The following is a 16,740-nucleotide window of genomic DNA, read 5'->3' as shown; positions in this document are numbered from 1 at the left end:
CCTTTTGTCCTATTTGAATCCTGATCGGGCGGGCCTGACTCGTCGTGATGGCATGGCCCGCGTAAGAAAGCCTGGTACAGCGGAATCTGATCAGGCCGGAGGCGCACGCGCCTGCGGAGTCAGTGACGTCGGACTGGCCGAGCGCCCGGTGGAAGTCAATAGTGCCAGCGGGTAACTGATGCCCGGTACGGCATCAGCGTGGAAGGCGGCGGTCGGTGTGGTCGCCGCATGCTGGCTGCCGCAGCACAGCGGGCAATGGCTGGCGGCCAGGTGGGCGGGGCCGTTGCCGGTGTTGCCGCCCACGCTGCAGATGGCCATGGCCGGCGCTTCACGGGCGGTGCGCGCCATCGCCTGCTGCCACCAGGGCGCCGCGACTATGGTCAGCACCAATGACAGGCAGGCCCATGCCGCGAGCCAGGGGCGGCGCGATGCAGCCGATGCAGTCAATGGAGAAGGGCGCGAAGACATGGGCTGCGATTATAACAACGGTTGATGCACTGTCTGTGCGTCGCCAGGATCGCTCAGGGTGTCCGCATAACGAATGCGAGTGTGTCACTCGCGGGCGCGGATCCTGCCAACAGGCAGGGCCGACGGCCGCCTCTGGAGCGGGCCAAACATGCGTCTTTTATGCGCCGTTCCAAATTGATTGTTCACATCCGCTAGGCTAGACTTACCGTCTTTCGGGTTTTTGGGTAATCCATCCACATTTTTCTAGGGAGACTGCATGTCCTACAACAACAAGCTGACACTGCGCGCAATGGTCGCCGCCCTGTCCCTGGCTGCCGTCTGCGCAGCCCCGGCCATGGCTGCCGACAAGTCGGTCGCGGTGACCGCCATCGTCGAACACCCGGCCCTGGATGCCGTGCGTGACGGCGTGAAGGACGAGTTGAAGGAAGAAGGCTTCGAAGCCGGCAAGAACCTGAAGTGGGAATACCAGAGCGCCCAGGGCAACACCGGCACCGCCGCCCAGATCGCCCGCAAGTTCGTCGGTGACAAGCCCGATGTCATCGTCGCCATCGCCACCCCGTCGGCCCAGGCCCTGGTGGCCGCTACCAAGAGCATCCCGGTGGTCTATTCCGGCGTGACCGACCCGGTCGCGGCCCAGCTGGTGAAGGACTGGAAGGCCTCCGGCACCAATGTCACGGGCGTGTCCGACCTGCTGGAACTGGACAAGCAGATCGACCTGATCAAGCGCGTAGTGCCCAATGCCAAGCGCGTGGGCATGGTCTACAACCCGGGCGAAGCCAACTCCGCCGTGGTGGTCAAGGCCCTCAAGGAGCTGCTGGCCAAGTCCAACATGACCCTGGTGGAAGCCGCTGCACCGCGTTCGGTGGACGTCGGTTCGGCCGCCAAGAGCCTGATCGGCAAGGTCGACGTGATCTATACCAACACCGACAACAACGTGGTCTCGGCCTATGAAGCACTGGTCAAGGTCGGCAACGATGCCAAGATCCCGCTGGTGGCCTCCGACACCGACAGCGTCAAGCGTGGCGCCATCGCTGCCCTGGGCGTGAATTACTACGACCTGGGTCGCCAGACCGGCAAGGTGGTCGGCCGCATCCTCAAGGGTGAAAAGCCGGGCGACATCGCCTCGGCCACCAGCAGCAAGCTGGAGCTGTTCGTCAACACCGCCGCCGCGCAGAAGCAGGGTGTGACCCTCTCGCCGGAACTGGTGAATTCGGCCAAGACCGTCATCAAGCAATAAAGTGAACCTGTCGATCCCGCTGCAAGGCGGGATCGGCACATCAGGCGCCCTGCTGCCTGCGACCAAAACGAACAGGATGCCCGGCCACGATCATGCCGAGGCACCGACTACCATCATGAGGAGATGAACATGTTTGCCCTGTCCCAATCCCTGCGCGCCATCGCCGGTGCGCTGGCGCTGAGCGCCGTATGTGCCTCGGCCCTGGCTGCCGAGAAGGTGGTGGCCATCACTTCCTTCGTCGAACACCCGGCGCTGGACGCCGTGCGCGACGGCACCAAGGACGAACTGATCGCCGAAGGCTTCGAGCCCGGCAAGAACCTGAAGTGGGATTTCCAGAGCGCTCAGGCCAATGCGGGCACCGCCGGCCAGATCGCCAAGAAGTTCGTCGGTGACAACCCCGACGTGATCGTCGCCATCGGCACCCCGTCGGCACAACCGATGGTGGCCGCCACCAAGAGCATCCCCATCGTCTATTCGGCCATCGCCGACCCCATGGCCGCCCAGCTGGTCAAGGACTGGAAGCCCTCCGGTACCAACGTGACCGGCCTGTCGCACATGCTGGACCCGGTCAAGCAGGTCGAGGTGATCAAGCGTGTGGTGCCCGAGGCCAAGCGCGTCGGAGTGGTTTACAATCCGGGCGAAGCCAATTCCGTGTCGGCCCTGAACAACCTCAAGGGCGAGCTGCAGAAAGCCGGCTTCACCCTGGTGGAAGCCGCTGCACCGCGCTCGGTGGACGTGGCCCCTGCCGCCAAGAGCCTGATCGGCAAGATCGACGTGATGTACACCACCACCGACAACAACGTGGTCTCGGTCTTCGAGTCGCTGGCCAAGGTCTGCAACGATGCCAAGATCCCGCTGATCGCCTCTGATACCGGCAGCGTCAAGCGCGGCGCCGTGGCGGCGCTGGGCGTGAACTTCTACGATATGGGCCGCCAGACCGGCAAGGTGGTGGCACGTATCCTGAAGGGCGAGAAGGCCGGCGATATCGCCTCTTCGCCCGTCAAGAACCTGGAGCTGTACGTCAATACCTCGGCGGCGCAAAAGCAGGGCGTGACCCTGTCGCCGGAGTTCCTGAAGTCGGCCACCAAGGTGCTCAACTAAGCTTGTCCTGACGGTCCGGACATGCACCGCCGGCGGCTGCATCACCCTTGCCGCGGCCGGCGTAACGCAGAAGACATTCGGCATGGCGTATCGCGCCGTGCCGAATGTGTTTTTTAAGAAAGCCTTTTTATGTCGCTGTATACCCTCTTGGGCGCCCTGGAGATCGGCCTGATCTTCAGCCTGGTGGCCCTCGGAGTGCTGATTTCCTTCCGCATTCTGGTTTTCCCTGACCTTACCGTCGATGGCTCCTTCCCGCTGGGTGGCGCCGTGGCGGCCACGATGATCGCGGCCGGCTTCAATCCCTTCCTGGCCACCTTCGTGGCGCTGCTGGCCGGCGCCCTGGCCGGCTTCACCACCGCCTGGCTGAACGTGCGCCTGAAGATCATGGACCTGCTGGCCAGTATCCTGATGATGATCGCGCTGTACTCAATCAACCTGCGCGTGATGGGCAAGCCCAACGTTCCGCTCATTTCCGAGCCGACCATCTTCACCATCCTGCAGCCGGAGGCGATCCCCGACTACGTCGCCCGTCCGCTGATCCTGCTGGTGGTGGTGGCCATCGCCAAACTGATGCTGGACTGGTTCTTCTCCTCCGAGATCGGCCTGGCCATGCGTGCCACCGGCGCCAACGCCCGCATGGCGCGCGCCCAGGGCATCGCCACCGGCCGCGCCACGCTGGCCGGCATGGCGCTGGCCAACGCCCTGGTCGCACTGGCGGGTGCGCTGTTCGCCCAGACCCAGGGCGGCTCCGACATCTCCATGGGCATCGGTACCATCGTCATCGGCCTGGCGGCCGTGATCATCGGCGAGAACATCCTGCCGGCACGCCGCCTGGTGTGGACCACCCTGGCGGTGATCCTGGGCGCCATCCTGTATCGCTTCTTCATCGCCCTGGCGCTCAACAGCGACTTCATCGGCCTGCAGGCGCAGGACCTGAACCTGGTGACGGCCGTGCTGGTGATGCTGGCGCTGGTGCTGCCCATGGGCAAGCGCAAGCTCAAACTGCTGAGAAAGGGAGCCTGAGATGTTGAAAGCCACCGATCTCAAGATCACCTTCAATCCCGGTACGCCCATCGAGAACCCGGCCCTGCGCGGCCTCTCGCTGGAAATCCCGACCGGCCAGTTCGTGGCCGTGATCGGCTCCAACGGTGCCGGCAAGTCGACCTTCCTCAATGCCATCTCCGGTGACCTGCTGGTCGATACCGGCAAGATCGAGATCGACAGTACCGATGTCACCCGCAAGCAGGCATGGGACCGCGCCGGTCTGGTGGCGCGTGTCTTCCAGGACCCGATGGCCGGCACCTGCGAAGCGCTGACCATCGAGGAAAACATGGCCCTGGCCATGGCGCGTGGCCGTCGTCGCGGCTTCAATTTCGCCATTCGCGGCAAGATGCGCGAGCTGTTCCGCGAGAAGCTCTCCATCCTCAACCTGGGGCTGGAGAATCGCCTGACCGACCGCATCGGCCTGCTCTCCGGCGGCCAGCGCCAGGCGGTGAGCCTGCTGATGGCGTCGCTGCAACCCTCGCGCATCCTGCTGCTGGACGAGCACACCGCCGCGCTGGACCCCAAGACCGCTGCCTTCGTCCTGGAGCTGACCGCCAAGATCGTCGCCGAGAGCAAGCTGACCACCATGATGGTGACCCACAGCATGCGCCAGGCGCTGGACTACGGCGACCGCACCGTGATGCTGCACCAGGGTCGCGTGGTGCTGGACGTCTCCGGGCCGGAACGCGCCGGGCTGGACGTGCCGGACCTGCTGAAGATGTTCGAGCAGACGCGCGGAGAGAAACTTTCCGACGATGCCCTGCTGCTGGGGTGATCCTCAGCCAGCTGACGCTGCACAAGAAAACGGCTCCCTCGGGAGCCGTTTTTCATGAGCGCGAGCGGTAATCAGCTACCGCCGTCATAGCCATTCTGCCGCCAGGCCTCATAGACCACCACCGCCACCGTATTGGACAGGTTGATGCTGCGATTGCCCGGGCGCATCGGCAGGCGGATGCGTTGCGTCGTGGGAAAGGATTCGCGCCGCTCCGGCGCCAGTCCCCGCGTTTCGGAGCCGAAGACGAAGGTGTCTCCACGACGGAAGGCCAGCCCCGCGAAAGGCGTCGAGCCATGGGTGGTCATGGCGAACATGCGGGTTTCATCGAACTGCGGGTCTTCACGCCGGTGCGCCAGGAAGCTGTCCCAGTCGGGATGCACCTGCATGTTGGCGTATTCGTGATAGTCCAGCCCGGCGCGCCGCATCTTGGCGTCGTCCAGCGGGAAGCCGAGCGGCTCGACCAGATGCAGTTGCGCGCCGGTATTGGCGCACAGGCGGATGATGTTGCCGGTATTGGGAGGGATCTCCGGCTCGACCAGGACGACGTGGAACAAAAGACTCTCCTGCGGGGAAATGGGACAAGCAATAAAGGGAATAAGGGGACCGGCCTGCGCTCAGGTCGGCAGGGTGCGTGCAAATACCAGGTTGGTCACCCGGCGCGCGCCGTGCCGCTTGAGCACGATCGCCACTTCATTCAAGGTGGCGCCGGTGGTCATGACATCATCGACGATGCCCACGTGCAGGCCGCGTACCTGGTCCATCGCTGCGAAGGGCAGGGCGAAGGCCGAGCGCACGTTGCGGGCCCGTGCGCCTACCGGTAGCGCTGATTGCGCCTGGGTTTCCTTCTTGCGTTCCAGCAGGCGGCCATTGAGGGGGATCTCCAGCATCCGTGAAAGCGGCTTGGCGATCTCCAGCGCCTGGTTGAAGCCGCGCTCCTGCAACCGTGCCAGTCCCAGCGGTACCGGTGCCAGCAGGGTCGGCATGGCCAGCTGCACATCACTGCCGGGGACCGGGTTGCGACGCGAGGCGTCAAAGATCAGGCGGGCCAGCAAGGGGGCCAGGCGCAGGTCTGCGCCGAATTTCAGGGCCAGCGCCAGCTGGTCGGAGGGCGCGAAGTAATCGGTGGCGACAATGGTGGCGTCGAAGGCCGGGCGATCCTTGAGACAGGCGCCGCAGCGCAGTTCCTTGCCGGTCACCGGCATCGGCAGGGCGCACTGGATGCAGCGCCGGTGCTGGCGGGTATAGAAGCGCTTGTGACAGGGCGCGCACAGCGTCTCGCGCCCGGCCGCGCCGCACAGCGCGCAGGACGAGGGCAGCAACTGCGGCATGTGCGCCAGCAGCCGCTGCAGCCAGCCGGGACCGGCCGGCTTGCCCGAATTCGACGGTTTCGACGACTTGGACGGCTTCGACGACGTCGGCGGCTTGCCAGTGACGGCGCGATAAGCGCCGGCAGGCTTGGCCTGGGCCGGGTTGGCAGGGGAAGTTGGCGGTTTGGGGTCCATGCGTGCGGCGCCCGGGAAAAATGGATTTCGACTAAACTACGCGCATTATCGCATCAGCCCTCCCGGATCTGCTGCCCCTCTGTTTCCCTACACCCGATCCCGATGTCCCTGCCGCCGCCTACAGCCAGCGCCAAGCTGAGCGCTCCCATCGATCTGCCCCTGGTGCGTCGCCGTTTCGGCCAGCCGCAACGGGTGGCCGAGTCCGATTTCCTGCGTCGCGAAGTGTCGGCGCGCATGCAGGAGCGCCTGGCCCTGGTGAAGATAGAACCGCGCGAGGTGCTCGACGCCGGTTGCGGCGAAGGTGCCGACCTGCCGGTGCTGCAGAAGCGTTACCCCGAGGCCAGCGTGATCGGCCTGGATGGTGCCTACGGCATGCTGGCCCGCGCCGCCGAGTACCAGCGCGGCGCGCAGACGGCCATGAACCGGCTCTTCGGCTCCATCAACAAATGGCTGGGGGCCGGCCCTGGTGCCGGCGCCAACGGTCCGCAACTGGCCTGCGCCGATTTCGCCCAGCTGCCGCTGGCCGCCAATGCGCTGGACCTGGTCTGGTCCAACCTGGCCCTGCACTGGCACCCCCAGCCCGACCGGGTATTTGCCGAGTGGCGCCGGGTGCTGCGGGTGGAAGGGCTGCTGATGTTTTCCTGTTTCGGTCCTGATACCCTGCGCGAGGTCCGCAGCGCCTTCGAGAGCATCGATCTTGCACCGCACACCTTGCCTTTCGTCGACATGCACGACTTCGGCGACATGCTGGTCAATGCCGGCTTCTCCACGCCCGTCATGGACATGGAGACCATTACCGTGACCTATGAAACCCCTGAGCGCCTGCTGGAAGACGTGCGTGCCTGGGGCGGCAATCCCCTCGAATCGCGGCGCCGCAGCATGATGAGCCGCCATCAGTACCAGCGCCTCCTGGCGGCCTTCGACGCCATGCGCAAGCCCGACGGCAAGATCCCGCTGACCTTCGAGATCGTCTATGGCCACGCCTTCCGTCCGGTACCCAAGACCACGGCGGCCGGGGAGAGCATCATCCGTTTCGAACGGCCCCCGCGATAGGCCCTGGCTGTTCTCCACTTTATCCATTACTTCATATAAGGCTTAGTCGCACAGCACTATCTGGCTGTGCGCATAGTTGCTGTATCGTGACGCCCGGCCTCACCCCTGCACACCCTGTAGTCGCCCGCCAAGCCAGGCCCATGGCCGCTGTGCGGCAGGCGGCGGGGTGTGCTGGTGCGGCCGCCGGCGCTGCCGTTGTCAATGCGGCGGTGCGTGCTTGATCCATGGCGACGTTAGCCCTTATACTCAAATGGGTAAAAAAATTCACACAAAGAAATTCCAGCACGAACAAATAGCAAGAATAAATAAAGACCGCAAAACGGATAGCCACGGATAGCGCCAAGACCAGGCATGCCACCCAGCAAGACCGGGCCGCCCCCGCCATCCAGTGAGTGATCCTGCAGCGGATCGAAACAGAGACACACTCGACCGACAATCATGCTGGCGAGGTGCTATGGAGACGCGGGAATGGATATTGAAGCGCAATTGTTCGATTGCGCCACGTCAGCTGGCGTGGGTCTTCGCAATCCTTTGTACGGTTTCACTCACGGTCGCGCTGGGCTTCACGCTCCACGGCGCCTGGACCATCCTGTTTTTTTCAGTCATTGAATTATTGGCGGTGGGCGCGGCCATGCTGGTCTACGCCCGTCACGCCACGGATCGCGAAGTAGTGATGCTGGTCGATGATGGCCTGGTGGTCGAACTCTTCCAGGGTAGTCATCGGCATCGCAGCAAATTGCAGTTGCATGGCATGCGCATCGCTTTTCCAGCGGGACGCCAGGCACTGGTGGCCCTGGAGAGCCGGGGGCAGCGCGTGGAAGTGGGACGGTTCATGAGCGAATGGAAGCGATACGAATTCGCGCAGGAGCTGGAGCGCGCACTCTCCGCCAGGGCCGGCGGGACGGCTGCATTCTCATTCTTATAATTTTGGGCTTTTGAGGAAATCCATGAAACTTGCGAAGCGCCTTCAATCCCTGACCCTCGGTGCCTCGCTGCTGGCAGCCGGCTTGCCGGCCTGGGCAGTGGTGGACAGTCCGGGGGGACCGGCCGTGCTGCAGATGAACTTCCAGCCGCCGGTGACCAAGATCGCCGAGCAGATCTACGACCTGCACATCCTGATGCTGATCATCTGCCTGGTGATCTTCGTGGCGGTGTTCGGGGTGATGTTCTATTCCATCATCAAGCACCGCAAATCGGTCGGCCACAAGGCCGCCACCTTCCACGAAAGCACGACCGTGGAAATCGCCTGGACCGTGGTGCCATTCCTGATCGTGATCGGCATGGCCCTGCCGGCTACCAAGACGGTGGTCGCCATGAAGGACACCTCCAACGCCGACCTCACCATCAAGGTCACCGGCATGCAATGGAAGTGGGGCTACGACTACCTCAAGGGCGAAGGGGAAGGCATTTCCTTCCTCTCCAACCTGGCCACGCCGCGCGAGCAGATCACCGATCCCTCGCTGAAGAAGAACGACAACTACCTCATCGAGGTGGACAACCCCGTCGTGGTGCCGGTCAACAAGAAGGTGCGCATCGTCACCACCGCCAACGACGTGATCCACTCCTGGACCATCCCCGCCTTCGGCGTGAAGCAGGATGCCATCCCCGGCTTCGTGCGCGATACCTGGTTCCGCGCCGAGAAGATCGGCACCTATCGCGGCCAGTGCGTGGAACTGTGCGGCAAGGACCACGCCTTCATGCCCATCGTGGTCAACGTGGTCAGCGATGACGACTACAAGAAGTGGGTCGACGAAAAGAAGAAGGAAATGGCCGCCAAGGCTGATGACCCCACCAAGACCTGGACCGTGGACGAGTTGAAGCAGCGTGGCGAAAAGGTCTATGCCGCCAACTGCGTGACCTGCCACCAGGCCAACGGCAAGGGTCTGCCGGGCGCCTTCCCGGCGCTCGATGGCAGCCCGGTGGTCAATGGCCCCAGGGCTGACCAGATCCACCTGGTGCTCAACGGCAAGAACGCCATGCCGCCCTGGAAGGGCTCGCTCAACGACACCGAGATCGCCGCCGTCATCACCTACACGCGTAACGCCTGGTCCAACAAGGCCGCGGAAAACATCGTGCAGCCGGCCGAAGTGCTGGCCGCCCGCAAGTAATCGTTTGGAGAACCGGACATGACTACCACTGTCGACCACGCCCCCGACCATTCCCACGATCACGGGCATGGGCATGCTCACGACGATCACCACGATCATGCGCACGATCACCCCCACGGCTGGCGGCGCTGGCTCTTCGCCACCAACCACAAGGACATCGGCACGCTCTACCTGTGGTTCTCGTTCACCATGCTGCTCTCTGGCGGGGTGCTGGCGCTGTTGATCCGGGCCGAGCTGTTCCATCCCGGTCTGCAATTCTTCCGTCCCGAATTCTTCAACCAGTTGACCACCATGCACGGCCTGGTGATGGTGTTCGGCGCGATCATGCCGGCCTTCGTGGGCTTCGCCAACTGGATGATTCCGCTGCAGATCGGCGCCTCCGACATGGCCTTCGCGCGGATGAACAATTTCTCCTTCTGGCTGCTGCCACCGGCCGCCCTGCTGCTGGCGGGTTCCTTCCTGGTGCCGGGTGGCGCCACTGCCGCCGGCTGGACGCTGTACGCACCGCTGTCGACCCAGATGGGGCCGGGCATGGACATGGGTATCTTCGCCATGCACATCATGGGTGCCTCTTCCATCATGGGCTCGATCAACATCATCGTCACCATCCTCAACATGCGCGCGCCCGGCATGACGCTGATGAAGATGCCCATGTTCTGCTGGACCTGGCTGATCACCGCCTACCTGCTCATCGCCGTCATGCCGGTGCTGGCCGGTGCCATCACCATGACGCTGACCGACCGTCACTTCGGCACCTCCTTCTTCAACGCCGCCGGCGGTGGCGACCCGGTGATGTACCAGCACATCTTCTGGTTCTTCGGTCACCCCGAGGTCTACATCATGATCCTGCCGGCCTTCGGCATCGTCTCGCAGATCATCCCGGCCTTCGCCCGCAAGCCGCTGTTCGGCTATGCCTCCATGGTGTATGCGACCGCCTCGATCGCGATCCTGTCCTTCATCGTCTGGGCGCACCACATGTTCACCACCGGCATGCCGGTCACCGCGCAGCTGTTCTTCATGTACGCCACCATGTTGATTGCCGTGCCCACCGGCGTGAAGATCTTCAACTGGATCGCCACCATGTGGCGCGGCTCGATGACCTTCGAGACGCCGATGCTGTTCTCGGTGGGCTTCATCTTCGTCTTCACCATGGGCGGCTTCACCGGCCTGATCCTGGCGGTTACGCCCATCGACATCCAGATGCAGGACACCTATTACGTGGTGGCCCACTTCCACTACGTGCTGGTGGCCGGTTCCCTGTTTGCGCTCTTCGCCGGTTACTACTACTGGGGTCCCAAGTGGACCGGCTACATGTACAACGAATGGCGCGGCAAGTTCCACTTCTGGGCCTCGCTGATCACCTTCAACATCACCTTCTTCCCGATGCACTTCCTGGGTCTGGCCGGCATGCCGCGTCGCTATGCCGACTACCCGGCGCAGTTCACCGATTTCAACATGGTCGCCTCCATCGGCGCCTTCGGTTTCGGCCTGTCGCAGGTGTACTTCCTGTTCTTCGTGGTGATTCCCTCCATCAAGGGCGGCCAGAAGGCCGAAGCCAAGCCCTGGGATGGCGCCGAAGGCCTGGAATGGACCGTGCCCAGCCCGGCGCCCTTCCACACCTTTGAAGAACCGCCGGTGGTGAAGTAAGCGCCTGTGGACAAGACAACCTACGTCAACGGAGCCGCCATGAGCGAACGCAAGAAGCCCAACAACCTGCGTACCGGCCTGCTGCTGGGGCTGGTGGCGCTGGCCTTCTTCGTGGGGATTTTCATCAACCGTATCTGGTTCGCCAAATGACTCGTCCATCGGATCAGGAGCAACAAGCAGAAGAGCGTGGCCTGAACCGCACGATGCTCAGGAAGCTGGTCGTGGTGGCGGTACTGATGTTCGGTTTCGGTTACGCGCTGATCCCGGTCTATCGCAAGATCTGTGAAGTGACCGGGGTGAATTTCCTCACCCCCAAGGACGTGACGGTAGAGGCGCCGGCCAATACGCAGATCGACAAGACGCGCACGATCACGGTGGAGTTCGATGGCAATGCCCAGGGACCGTGGCGTTTCCGGCCCACGGTGACCAGCATGCAGGTGCATCCGGGCGAGATGACGCAAGTCACCTACGAGGTGGTCAATACCCAGGCGCGCAATGTCGACGCCCAGGCCATCCCCAGCTATGCGCCGCAGCAATCGGCGGCCTTCTTCAAGAAGGTGGAGTGCTTCTGCTTCACCCAGCAGACGCTGGGGCCCAACCAGGCCAAGCAGATGCCGGTGGTGTTCTATATCGATCCGAAGTTGCCCAAGGAGGTGACCACGATCACGCTGTCCTATACCTTCTTCGAGATCAACGGCAAGGACAAGACAGCAGGCTGAAGCAGGGCTGGCCCTGCGAGGAGACGGTTTGGACGATGAGCTGAAACAGGCGGCGCAGCGCAAGGCCTCGTTCGGCGCGACGATGAAGGCGGTGTTCTGGTCCTTCTTCGGCGTGCGCAAGCGCAAGGATTACGAATCGGATGCGGCCAGGCTCAATCCGGTGCACGTGATCATCGCCGGCATCCTCGGCGCGGCCATCTTCATTGCCATCCTGGTGACCATCGTCAAGCTGGTGGTGGCCAGTGCGGCGGGTGGCTAGGTGGGTGGGGAGGCGCATGGGACGTGGGTGGCCATTGAGCGGGCCGGTAGAGGCAGCGATGGATTTGAGCATTAGGAAAAAGTGAACCTGGAACGCAATGGCATTCACCACAGATGAATGCAGCACCAGACCAGGCAACCGTAATCGGATTTCGTACCGGGAGAAGAACATGAGTTCTCAGCAAGCCAAGGCGCCCCATTATTTCGTTCCAGGCCCGTCGCGCTGGCCGATGATGGCAGGCATTTCCATGCTCATCACCATGATCGGGGCCTCGGCCTGGGTCAACGGGGTGTCGTGGGCGCCCTATGTCAACATCCTCGGCATCCTGATGGTGTTGGTGGTGCTGTATTACTGGTTCGGCGACGCCATCGGCGAATCCGAGTCCGGTCTCTACAGCGAGCGCATCGACCTCTCCTATCGCTGGAGCATGAGCTGGTTCATCTTCTCGGAGGTGATGTTCTTCGCCGCCTTCTTCGGTGCGCTGTTCTATGCCCGCAGCATCACCATGCCCTGGCTGGCTGACCTCGATCACAAGCTGATCTGGCCCGACTTCGCAGGTCAGTGGGGCAACGTCGGCCCGGCGGGAACGGTGGAGAACTTCACCACCATGGGACCGTTCCCCATTCCCACCATCAACACCTTGCTGCTGCTGACCTCCGGCGTGACGCTGACCATTTCGCACCATGCGCTGCGCGCCGGTCATCGTACGCAGACGGCGGTGTGGCTGTTCCTCACCATCCTGCTGGGCGCGGTCTTCATGGGCTTCCAGGCCTACGAATACATCCACGCCTACCATGAGCTGAACCTGAAGCTGACCTCGGGCATCTACGGTTCCACGTTCTTCATGCTGACCGGCTTCCACGGCTTCCACGTGACCATGGGCGCGATCATGCTGTCGGTGGTGCTGTATCGCCTGCTGCGGGGGCACTTCACGCCGACCCACCATTTCGCCTTCGAGGGTGCGGCCTGGTATTGGCACTTCGTGGACGTGGTGTGGCTGGGACTGTACGTGGTGGTGTACTGGCTGTAAGCCTGGTGAATTCCTGGCAATCCAGGCAGTCCAGTCAGGTGAGGGCCGCACTTCGGTGCGGCCTTTTCATGTGAGGGAAGGTTTCAGCGGATGCCGGTCGGCTGTATCCAGCCCAGCTTGTAGCTCAGCAGGATGAACAGGAACAGCGCCACCGAAAAGCCCACCCGCAAGGTCAGCGCCTGGACCGTGCGATTGCTCTTGCCCTTGTCGCGCATGAGGAAGATCAGTGCCGAGGCCAGGCTGGCCAGGATCAGGATGAAAGCGATGGCGACGATGATTTTCATGGCGGTAGAATTCCTGTCTCGGTCCGCTGGCTTGCGGTATGCTGCGTTGGTTTACTTAGTTTTTGCATCCCGCTTCTGAGGCCATTGTAAGGCCAAACCTCCCCGATGCCGACCAGATTCCGCTTTCGCCTCATCCCCTTCTGCGCCACGTTGATCGTGGCCGCCGCCGGTATCGCGCTGGGCCAGTGGCAGAGTCATCGGGCGGCGGAGAAAACCGCCCTGCAGCAGCGCATGCAGGCGCGTGCCAGCGAAACGCCATTGCTGACCCTGCCCGCGGAAGCGGTCACCAGCGATATGGAATTCCGCCATATCAAGCTGCGTGGAGAGTTCGTTCCGCAGTGGACGCTCTATCTGGAAAATCGTCCCTACAATGGCGCCGTCGGGTTTCACGTGCTGACGTTATTCAAGCCGGAAGGCAGCCCGCAGGCCGTGGTCGTGGCGCGCGGCTGGGCGCCGCGTGATGCCGCCGATCGCACGCGGGTACCGCAGGTGGCACCACCTGCGGGTGTGACGGAAGTGGAGGGCGTGCTGCGCCATGATGCCGGCCACGTGCTGCAGCTGGGCCAGGCCGATGCGCCCCGGCCGCAGGCCATCCTGCAGAATCTGGACATCCCCGCACTGGCGCAGGCCAGCGGCATGGCGCTTTCGCCGCTGGTGCTAGAGCAGGGCGGTAAGCCCGGTGATGCGCTGGTACGCGACTGGCCCGCGCCTTCGCTGGGCATCGACCGCCATCGCGGTTACGCGGTGCAATGGTATGCACTGGCCGCCATGGCGCTGATTTTTTTCATCGTGACAGGATACAAACGTGGTCGTCATGACAAAGCCTGAAGTCCCTGCCAAGCCGGCGTCCCTGGAAGATGCGCGCCGTCGCCGCCTCGGTCGCTGGAAGATGCTGGCCATCGTGGCGGTCTGTGCTGCGCCGCTGATCGCCTCCTATTTCACCTACTACGTGGTCAAGCCGCAGAGCCGCAACAACTACGGCGCCTTGATCGACCCGCGCCAGTATCCGATTCCGGACCTGGGCAGCAGCGCCATCGATGGTAGCCCCGCCAGGCTTGAGGATTACAAGGGCAAGTGGGTGATGTTGCAGGTGGATCGCGGCGAATGCGGCGCGCCCTGCCAGCAGAAACTGCTGACCATGCGCCAGCTGCGGCTGATGCAGGGCAAGGAGATGGAGCGCGTCGAACGCGTCTGGCTGGTGACCGATCGTGCACCCATCCAGACCCTGCTCCTGCGCGAATACGACGGAACCGATATCCTTCGGGTTGACGCCGGCAAATTGCAGTCCTGGTTGCCGGTCGATGCCGGTACCTCGGTCGAAGACCACATCTACCTGATCGACCCGCTGGGCAATCTGATGATGCGCTTCCCCAAGGACCCCGATCCCGGCAAGATGAAGAAGGACATTTCCAAGCTGCTGCGCGCTTCGGCCATCGGGTGATGCCCGGGCCGGCACGCATGCTGACGCAAGTTTGAATCAAGATGAATGCAACGACGCTGATACAACTGGGCCTGACCGGGCTCGTGGTCGCCCTGATCCCCCTGGCGCTGGTTTCGCGCGCACAGGGCGTGGCCAACAAATACCGCAAGCTGGTGTGGGTGACGCTGTTCTTTACCTTCGACCTGATCATGTTCGGCGCCTTCACGCGCCTGACCGATTCCGGCCTCGGTTGCCCCGACTGGCCGGGTTGCTACAGCCACGCCAATCCGCTGCTAGCGCATGAACACATCAATGCCGCCCAGGAAGCCATGCCCTTCGGCCCGGTCACCTGGGCCAAGGCCTGGATCGAGATGATCCACCGTTATTTCGCCATGGCGGTGGGCTTCCTGATCATCGTGCTGATGGTGACGGCGTGGCGGCGCTGGATCAGATCGGGCAGGACCGAGCTGCAGTTCCGTCCCTGGTTCCCCACGGCCCTGCTGGGCTTCGTCTGCCTGCAGGGGGCCTTCGGTGCCTGGACCGTAACCATGAAGCTGCAACCCGTCATCGTCACGATTCATCTGCTGCTGGGCCTGACATTGCTGGCCATGCTGGCCTGGCTGGGCGCGCGGCAGGAGACCCATGTACCGGTTTCTGCGGCCGGGCGCGCCTTGATCGTGCCAGCCACCATCGGCGCCGCCCTGCTGGCGCTGCAGATCGCGCTGGGGGGCTGGGTCAGTACCAACTATGCAGCGCTGGCCTGTTCCGATTTCCCGCTTTGCAACGGCCAGCTGGTGCCGCAGATGGACTTCGAGCACGGTTTCACCCTGTGGCGCCACCTGGGCATGACCTCGGCTGGCGACTACCTGCCGGTCGAAGCGCTGACCGCAATCCACTGGGTGCACCGCAGTTTTGCCTTTGTCGTGATCTTGTATGTTGTATGGCTGGCACACCGCGCCCTGCGTGACGAGGGCTTGCGCAAGACCGCCCGCTGGATGCTGATCGTGCTGGGTTTGCAGCTCTGTACCGGTCTGGCAACCATCTATCTGAACTGGCCGCTGGCTATTGCCGTGGTCCATAACGGCGGGGCGGCGCTGCTGGTCATCCTCATGGTCATGTTAAACTACAAGGTCCGTTACGCACCCTCCGGCCTGGCCGTCGCTGCTCCACCAGCATCCGCCCGGCCCGTCACGCCATGACCACACTGACCGCCCAACCCAACCGCATCGCCCAGTACTGGGCACTGACCAAGCCGCGTGTGACGCAGCTGGCCGTGTTCTGTGCCGTGATCGGCATGTTCCTCTCCACGCCTGATCTGCCGGATTGGCACAAGGTCATCTTCGGCACGGTTGGCATCTGGCTCCTGGCCGGGGCCGCCTTCGCCATCAATTGCCTGGTCGAGCGCGAGATCGATTCGCGCATGGCCCGCACCGCCCGCCGACCACTGGCGCGCGGCGAAATCACGGTGCCGCAGACGCTGGTGTTCTCGGGCGTACTCGGCGGCCTGGGCATGTGGGTGCTGTACAACCTGGTCAATCCGCTGACCATGTGGCTGACCTTCGCCACCTTCGTCGGCTACGCCATCATCTACACCATCATCCTCAAGCCCGCCACCTCGCAGAACATCGTCATCGGCGGCCTGGCTGGCGCCATGCCACCCGCCCTGGGCTGGGCTGCGATCGCCAACGACGTGCCGATGCAGGCCTGGGTGCTGGTGATGATCATCTTCATCTGGACGCCACCACACTTCTGGGCGCTGGCCATGTACCGCCGTGACGACTACGCCAAGTCCGGCCTGCCCATGTTGCCCATCACGCACGGTATGGATGTGACCAAGTTGCACATCCTGATGTACACCATCGCGCTCTTCGCCGTGAGCCTGCTGCCCTTTGCCATTGGCATGAGCGGCCTGATCTATCTGGCCACGGCGGTCGTGCTGGGCGCGATCTTCTTCTGGTATTCCTGGCAGATCTATCGCCGCTACACCGACCTGATCGCGCGCAAGGCCTTCGCCTATTCCATCGTCTACCTGTCCATCCTGTTCGCGGTACTGCTGGTGGATCACTATTTCCTGTTCCGCGGTTTCTAAGCCC

General features: G+C 63.2%; 20 protein-coding genes. 16 read left to right on the top strand and 4 right to left on the bottom strand.

What is annotated here, in order from left to right; translation table 11 throughout:
• Positions 1-90: 90 nt before the first annotated feature.
• On the bottom strand, positions 91-468 hold the full coding sequence (locus tag HWE04_RS00275) for a DUF2946 family protein (protein ID WP_342222429.1): 378 nt from the start codon (positions 466-468) through the stop codon (positions 91-93).
• 256 nt (positions 469-724) lie between these two features.
• Between HWE04_RS00275 and HWE04_RS00270 the strand changes: the two genes are divergently transcribed.
• The 4 genes from HWE04_RS00270 (at position 725) to HWE04_RS00255 (ending at position 4,625) form a co-directional block, all read left to right on the top strand.
• The gene (locus HWE04_RS00270) at positions 725-1,705 is read left to right on the top strand and encodes an ABC transporter substrate-binding protein (protein WP_102663718.1); all 981 of its coding nucleotides are present in this window, start codon (positions 725-727) and stop codon (positions 1,703-1,705) included.
• 129 nt (positions 1,706-1,834) lie between these two features.
• Positions 1,835-2,806 carry an ABC transporter substrate-binding protein gene (locus HWE04_RS00265; protein WP_006461506.1) on the top strand — a complete coding sequence of 324 codons (972 nt, stop codon included), beginning with the start codon at positions 1,835-1,837 and terminating at the stop codon, positions 2,804-2,806.
• A 129-nt stretch (positions 2,807-2,935) separates the two neighbouring features.
• Positions 2,936-3,829: an ABC transporter permease gene (locus tag HWE04_RS00260; RefSeq protein WP_006461507.1), complete on the top strand. Its 894-nt coding sequence runs from the start codon at positions 2,936-2,938 to the stop codon at positions 3,827-3,829.
• 1 nt (position 3,830) lies between these two features.
• A complete protein-coding gene (locus tag HWE04_RS00255) occupies positions 3,831-4,625 on the top strand; it encodes an ABC transporter ATP-binding protein (protein WP_006461508.1) in 795 nt (264 codons plus the stop codon).
• A 71-nt stretch (positions 4,626-4,696) separates the two neighbouring features.
• Here the strand turns inward: HWE04_RS00255 and HWE04_RS00250 are convergent, their stop codons facing one another.
• Both HWE04_RS00250 and HWE04_RS00245 read right to left on the bottom strand, forming a co-directional pair.
• Positions 4,697-5,179 (bottom strand): tRNA (cytidine(34)-2'-O)-methyltransferase, encoded by a 483-nt coding sequence (locus HWE04_RS00250; protein WP_234294731.1) that lies wholly within the window; start codon positions 5,177-5,179, stop codon positions 4,697-4,699.
• Between the two features lie 60 nt (positions 5,180-5,239).
• The gene (locus HWE04_RS00245; RefSeq protein ID WP_241811167.1) at positions 5,240-6,127 is read right to left on the bottom strand and encodes a ComF family protein; all 888 of its coding nucleotides are present in this window, start codon (positions 6,125-6,127) and stop codon (positions 5,240-5,242) included.
• Between the two features lie 102 nt (positions 6,128-6,229).
• Between HWE04_RS00245 and HWE04_RS00240 the strand changes: the two genes are divergently transcribed.
• The 8 genes from HWE04_RS00240 to HWE04_RS00205 all read left to right on the top strand — a co-directional run bounded on the left by HWE04_RS00240 (position 6,230) and on the right by HWE04_RS00205 (position 12,943).
• Positions 6,230-7,180, top strand: a complete 951-nt coding sequence (locus tag HWE04_RS00240) for a methyltransferase domain-containing protein (protein WP_241811166.1) — start codon at positions 6,230-6,232, stop codon at positions 7,178-7,180.
• A gap of 454 nt (positions 7,181-7,634) precedes the next feature.
• Positions 7,635-8,105, top strand: a complete 471-nt coding sequence (locus HWE04_RS00235; protein ID WP_241811165.1) for a DUF2244 domain-containing protein — start codon at positions 7,635-7,637, stop codon at positions 8,103-8,105.
• A gap of 22 nt (positions 8,106-8,127) precedes the next feature.
• Positions 8,128-9,288, top strand: coding sequence for a cytochrome c oxidase subunit II (gene coxB / locus HWE04_RS00230; RefSeq protein ID WP_077236087.1), 1,161 nt, complete (start codon positions 8,128-8,130; stop codon positions 9,286-9,288).
• 18 nt (positions 9,289-9,306) lie between these two features.
• The gene (gene ctaD / locus HWE04_RS00225) at positions 9,307-10,935 is read left to right on the top strand and encodes a cytochrome c oxidase subunit I (RefSeq protein ID WP_077236086.1); all 1,629 of its coding nucleotides are present in this window, start codon (positions 9,307-9,309) and stop codon (positions 10,933-10,935) included.
• 39 nt (positions 10,936-10,974) lie between these two features.
• Positions 10,975-11,085: a cytochrome oxidase small assembly protein gene (locus HWE04_RS00220; protein ID WP_006461515.1), complete on the top strand. Its 111-nt coding sequence runs from the start codon at positions 10,975-10,977 to the stop codon at positions 11,083-11,085.
• On the top strand, positions 11,082-11,654 hold the full coding sequence (locus tag HWE04_RS00215) for a cytochrome c oxidase assembly protein (protein WP_039873973.1): 573 nt from the start codon (positions 11,082-11,084) through the stop codon (positions 11,652-11,654). Before HWE04_RS00220 ends, HWE04_RS00215 begins: the two co-directional genes overlap by 4 nt.
• Before the next feature lie 28 nt (positions 11,655-11,682).
• A complete protein-coding gene (locus tag HWE04_RS00210) occupies positions 11,683-11,913 on the top strand; it encodes a DUF2970 domain-containing protein (protein ID WP_006461517.1) in 231 nt (76 codons plus the stop codon).
• 169 nt (positions 11,914-12,082) lie between these two features.
• Positions 12,083-12,943, top strand: coding sequence for a cytochrome c oxidase subunit 3 (locus HWE04_RS00205; RefSeq protein ID WP_039873976.1), 861 nt, complete (start codon positions 12,083-12,085; stop codon positions 12,941-12,943).
• An 83-nt stretch (positions 12,944-13,026) separates the two neighbouring features.
• On the opposite strand, the gene HWE04_RS00200 is transcribed toward HWE04_RS00205, so the two are convergent.
• On the bottom strand, positions 13,027-13,227 hold the full coding sequence (locus HWE04_RS00200) for a twin transmembrane helix small protein (protein ID WP_006461519.1): 201 nt from the start codon (positions 13,225-13,227) through the stop codon (positions 13,027-13,029).
• Between the two features lie 105 nt (positions 13,228-13,332).
• Here HWE04_RS00200 and HWE04_RS00195 point away from each other — a divergent pair, with 105 nt between their 5' ends.
• From HWE04_RS00195 to cyoE, 4 genes are read left to right on the top strand one after another with little or no spacing between them, the layout of a single operon-like run.
• Positions 13,333-14,055, top strand: coding sequence for an SURF1 family protein (locus HWE04_RS00195; RefSeq protein ID WP_241811164.1), 723 nt, complete (start codon positions 13,333-13,335; stop codon positions 14,053-14,055).
• Positions 14,042-14,668 (top strand): SCO family protein, encoded by a 627-nt coding sequence (locus tag HWE04_RS00190; RefSeq protein ID WP_241811163.1) that lies wholly within the window; start codon positions 14,042-14,044, stop codon positions 14,666-14,668. The genes HWE04_RS00195 and HWE04_RS00190 overlap by 14 nt, the downstream gene beginning before the upstream one ends.
• Before the next feature lie 41 nt (positions 14,669-14,709).
• Complete coding sequence (locus HWE04_RS00185) at positions 14,710-15,846, top strand: COX15/CtaA family protein (protein WP_077236083.1); 1,137 nt, start codon at positions 14,710-14,712, stop codon at positions 15,844-15,846.
• On the top strand, positions 15,843-16,736 hold the full coding sequence (gene cyoE / locus HWE04_RS00180; RefSeq protein WP_006461523.1) for a heme o synthase: 894 nt from the start codon (positions 15,843-15,845) through the stop codon (positions 16,734-16,736). The genes HWE04_RS00185 and cyoE overlap by 4 nt, the downstream gene beginning before the upstream one ends.
• Positions 16,737-16,740: the final 4 nt, after the last annotated feature.

Source organism: Herbaspirillum sp. C7C2 (genome assembly GCF_022627865.1).
Classification (GTDB): domain Bacteria; phylum Pseudomonadota; class Gammaproteobacteria; order Burkholderiales; family Burkholderiaceae_D; genus Herbaspirillum; species Herbaspirillum frisingense.
The sequence above is the reverse complement of the archived record's forward strand: the minus strand, read 5'-3'. Positions and strand labels throughout refer to the sequence as shown.

Bases quoted from the DNA above. Each gene is read 5' to 3' on its own strand.
- HWE04_RS00195 (WP_241811164.1), top strand. From the start codon at position 13,333: ATGCCGACCAGATTCCGCTTTCGCCTCATCCCCTTCTGCGCCACGTTG.
- HWE04_RS00220 (WP_006461515.1), top strand. From the start codon at position 10,975: ATGAGCGAACGCAAGAAGCCCAACAACCTGCGTACCGGCCTGCTGCTG.
- ctaD (WP_077236086.1), top strand. From the start codon at position 9,307: ATGACTACCACTGTCGACCACGCCCCCGACCATTCCCACGATCACGGG.
- HWE04_RS00185 (WP_077236083.1), top strand. From the start codon at position 14,710: ATGAATGCAACGACGCTGATACAACTGGGCCTGACCGGGCTCGTGGTC.
- HWE04_RS00205 (WP_039873976.1), top strand. From the start codon at position 12,083: ATGAGTTCTCAGCAAGCCAAGGCGCCCCATTATTTCGTTCCAGGCCCG.
- HWE04_RS00270 (WP_102663718.1), top strand. From the start codon at position 725: ATGTCCTACAACAACAAGCTGACACTGCGCGCAATGGTCGCCGCCCTG.
- HWE04_RS00240 (WP_241811166.1), top strand. From the start codon at position 6,230: ATGTCCCTGCCGCCGCCTACAGCCAGCGCCAAGCTGAGCGCTCCCATC.
- HWE04_RS00265 (WP_006461506.1), top strand. From the start codon at position 1,835: ATGTTTGCCCTGTCCCAATCCCTGCGCGCCATCGCCGGTGCGCTGGCG.
- HWE04_RS00190 (WP_241811163.1), top strand. From the start codon at position 14,042: ATGACAAAGCCTGAAGTCCCTGCCAAGCCGGCGTCCCTGGAAGATGCG.
- HWE04_RS00235 (WP_241811165.1), top strand. From the start codon at position 7,635: ATGGAGACGCGGGAATGGATATTGAAGCGCAATTGTTCGATTGCGCCA.
- HWE04_RS00275 (WP_342222429.1), bottom strand. From the start codon at position 468: ATGTCTTCGCGCCCTTCTCCATTGACTGCATCGGCTGCATCGCGCCGC.
- HWE04_RS00255 (WP_006461508.1), top strand. From the start codon at position 3,831: ATGTTGAAAGCCACCGATCTCAAGATCACCTTCAATCCCGGTACGCCC.
- HWE04_RS00200 (WP_006461519.1), bottom strand. From the start codon at position 13,227: ATGAAAATCATCGTCGCCATCGCTTTCATCCTGATCCTGGCCAGCCTG.
- HWE04_RS00215 (WP_039873973.1), top strand. From the start codon at position 11,082: ATGACTCGTCCATCGGATCAGGAGCAACAAGCAGAAGAGCGTGGCCTG.
- HWE04_RS00245 (WP_241811167.1), bottom strand. From the start codon at position 6,127: ATGGACCCCAAACCGCCAACTTCCCCTGCCAACCCGGCCCAGGCCAAG.
- HWE04_RS00260 (WP_006461507.1), top strand. From the start codon at position 2,936: ATGTCGCTGTATACCCTCTTGGGCGCCCTGGAGATCGGCCTGATCTTC.
- cyoE (WP_006461523.1), top strand. From the start codon at position 15,843: ATGACCACACTGACCGCCCAACCCAACCGCATCGCCCAGTACTGGGCA.
- coxB (WP_077236087.1), top strand. From the start codon at position 8,128: ATGAAACTTGCGAAGCGCCTTCAATCCCTGACCCTCGGTGCCTCGCTG.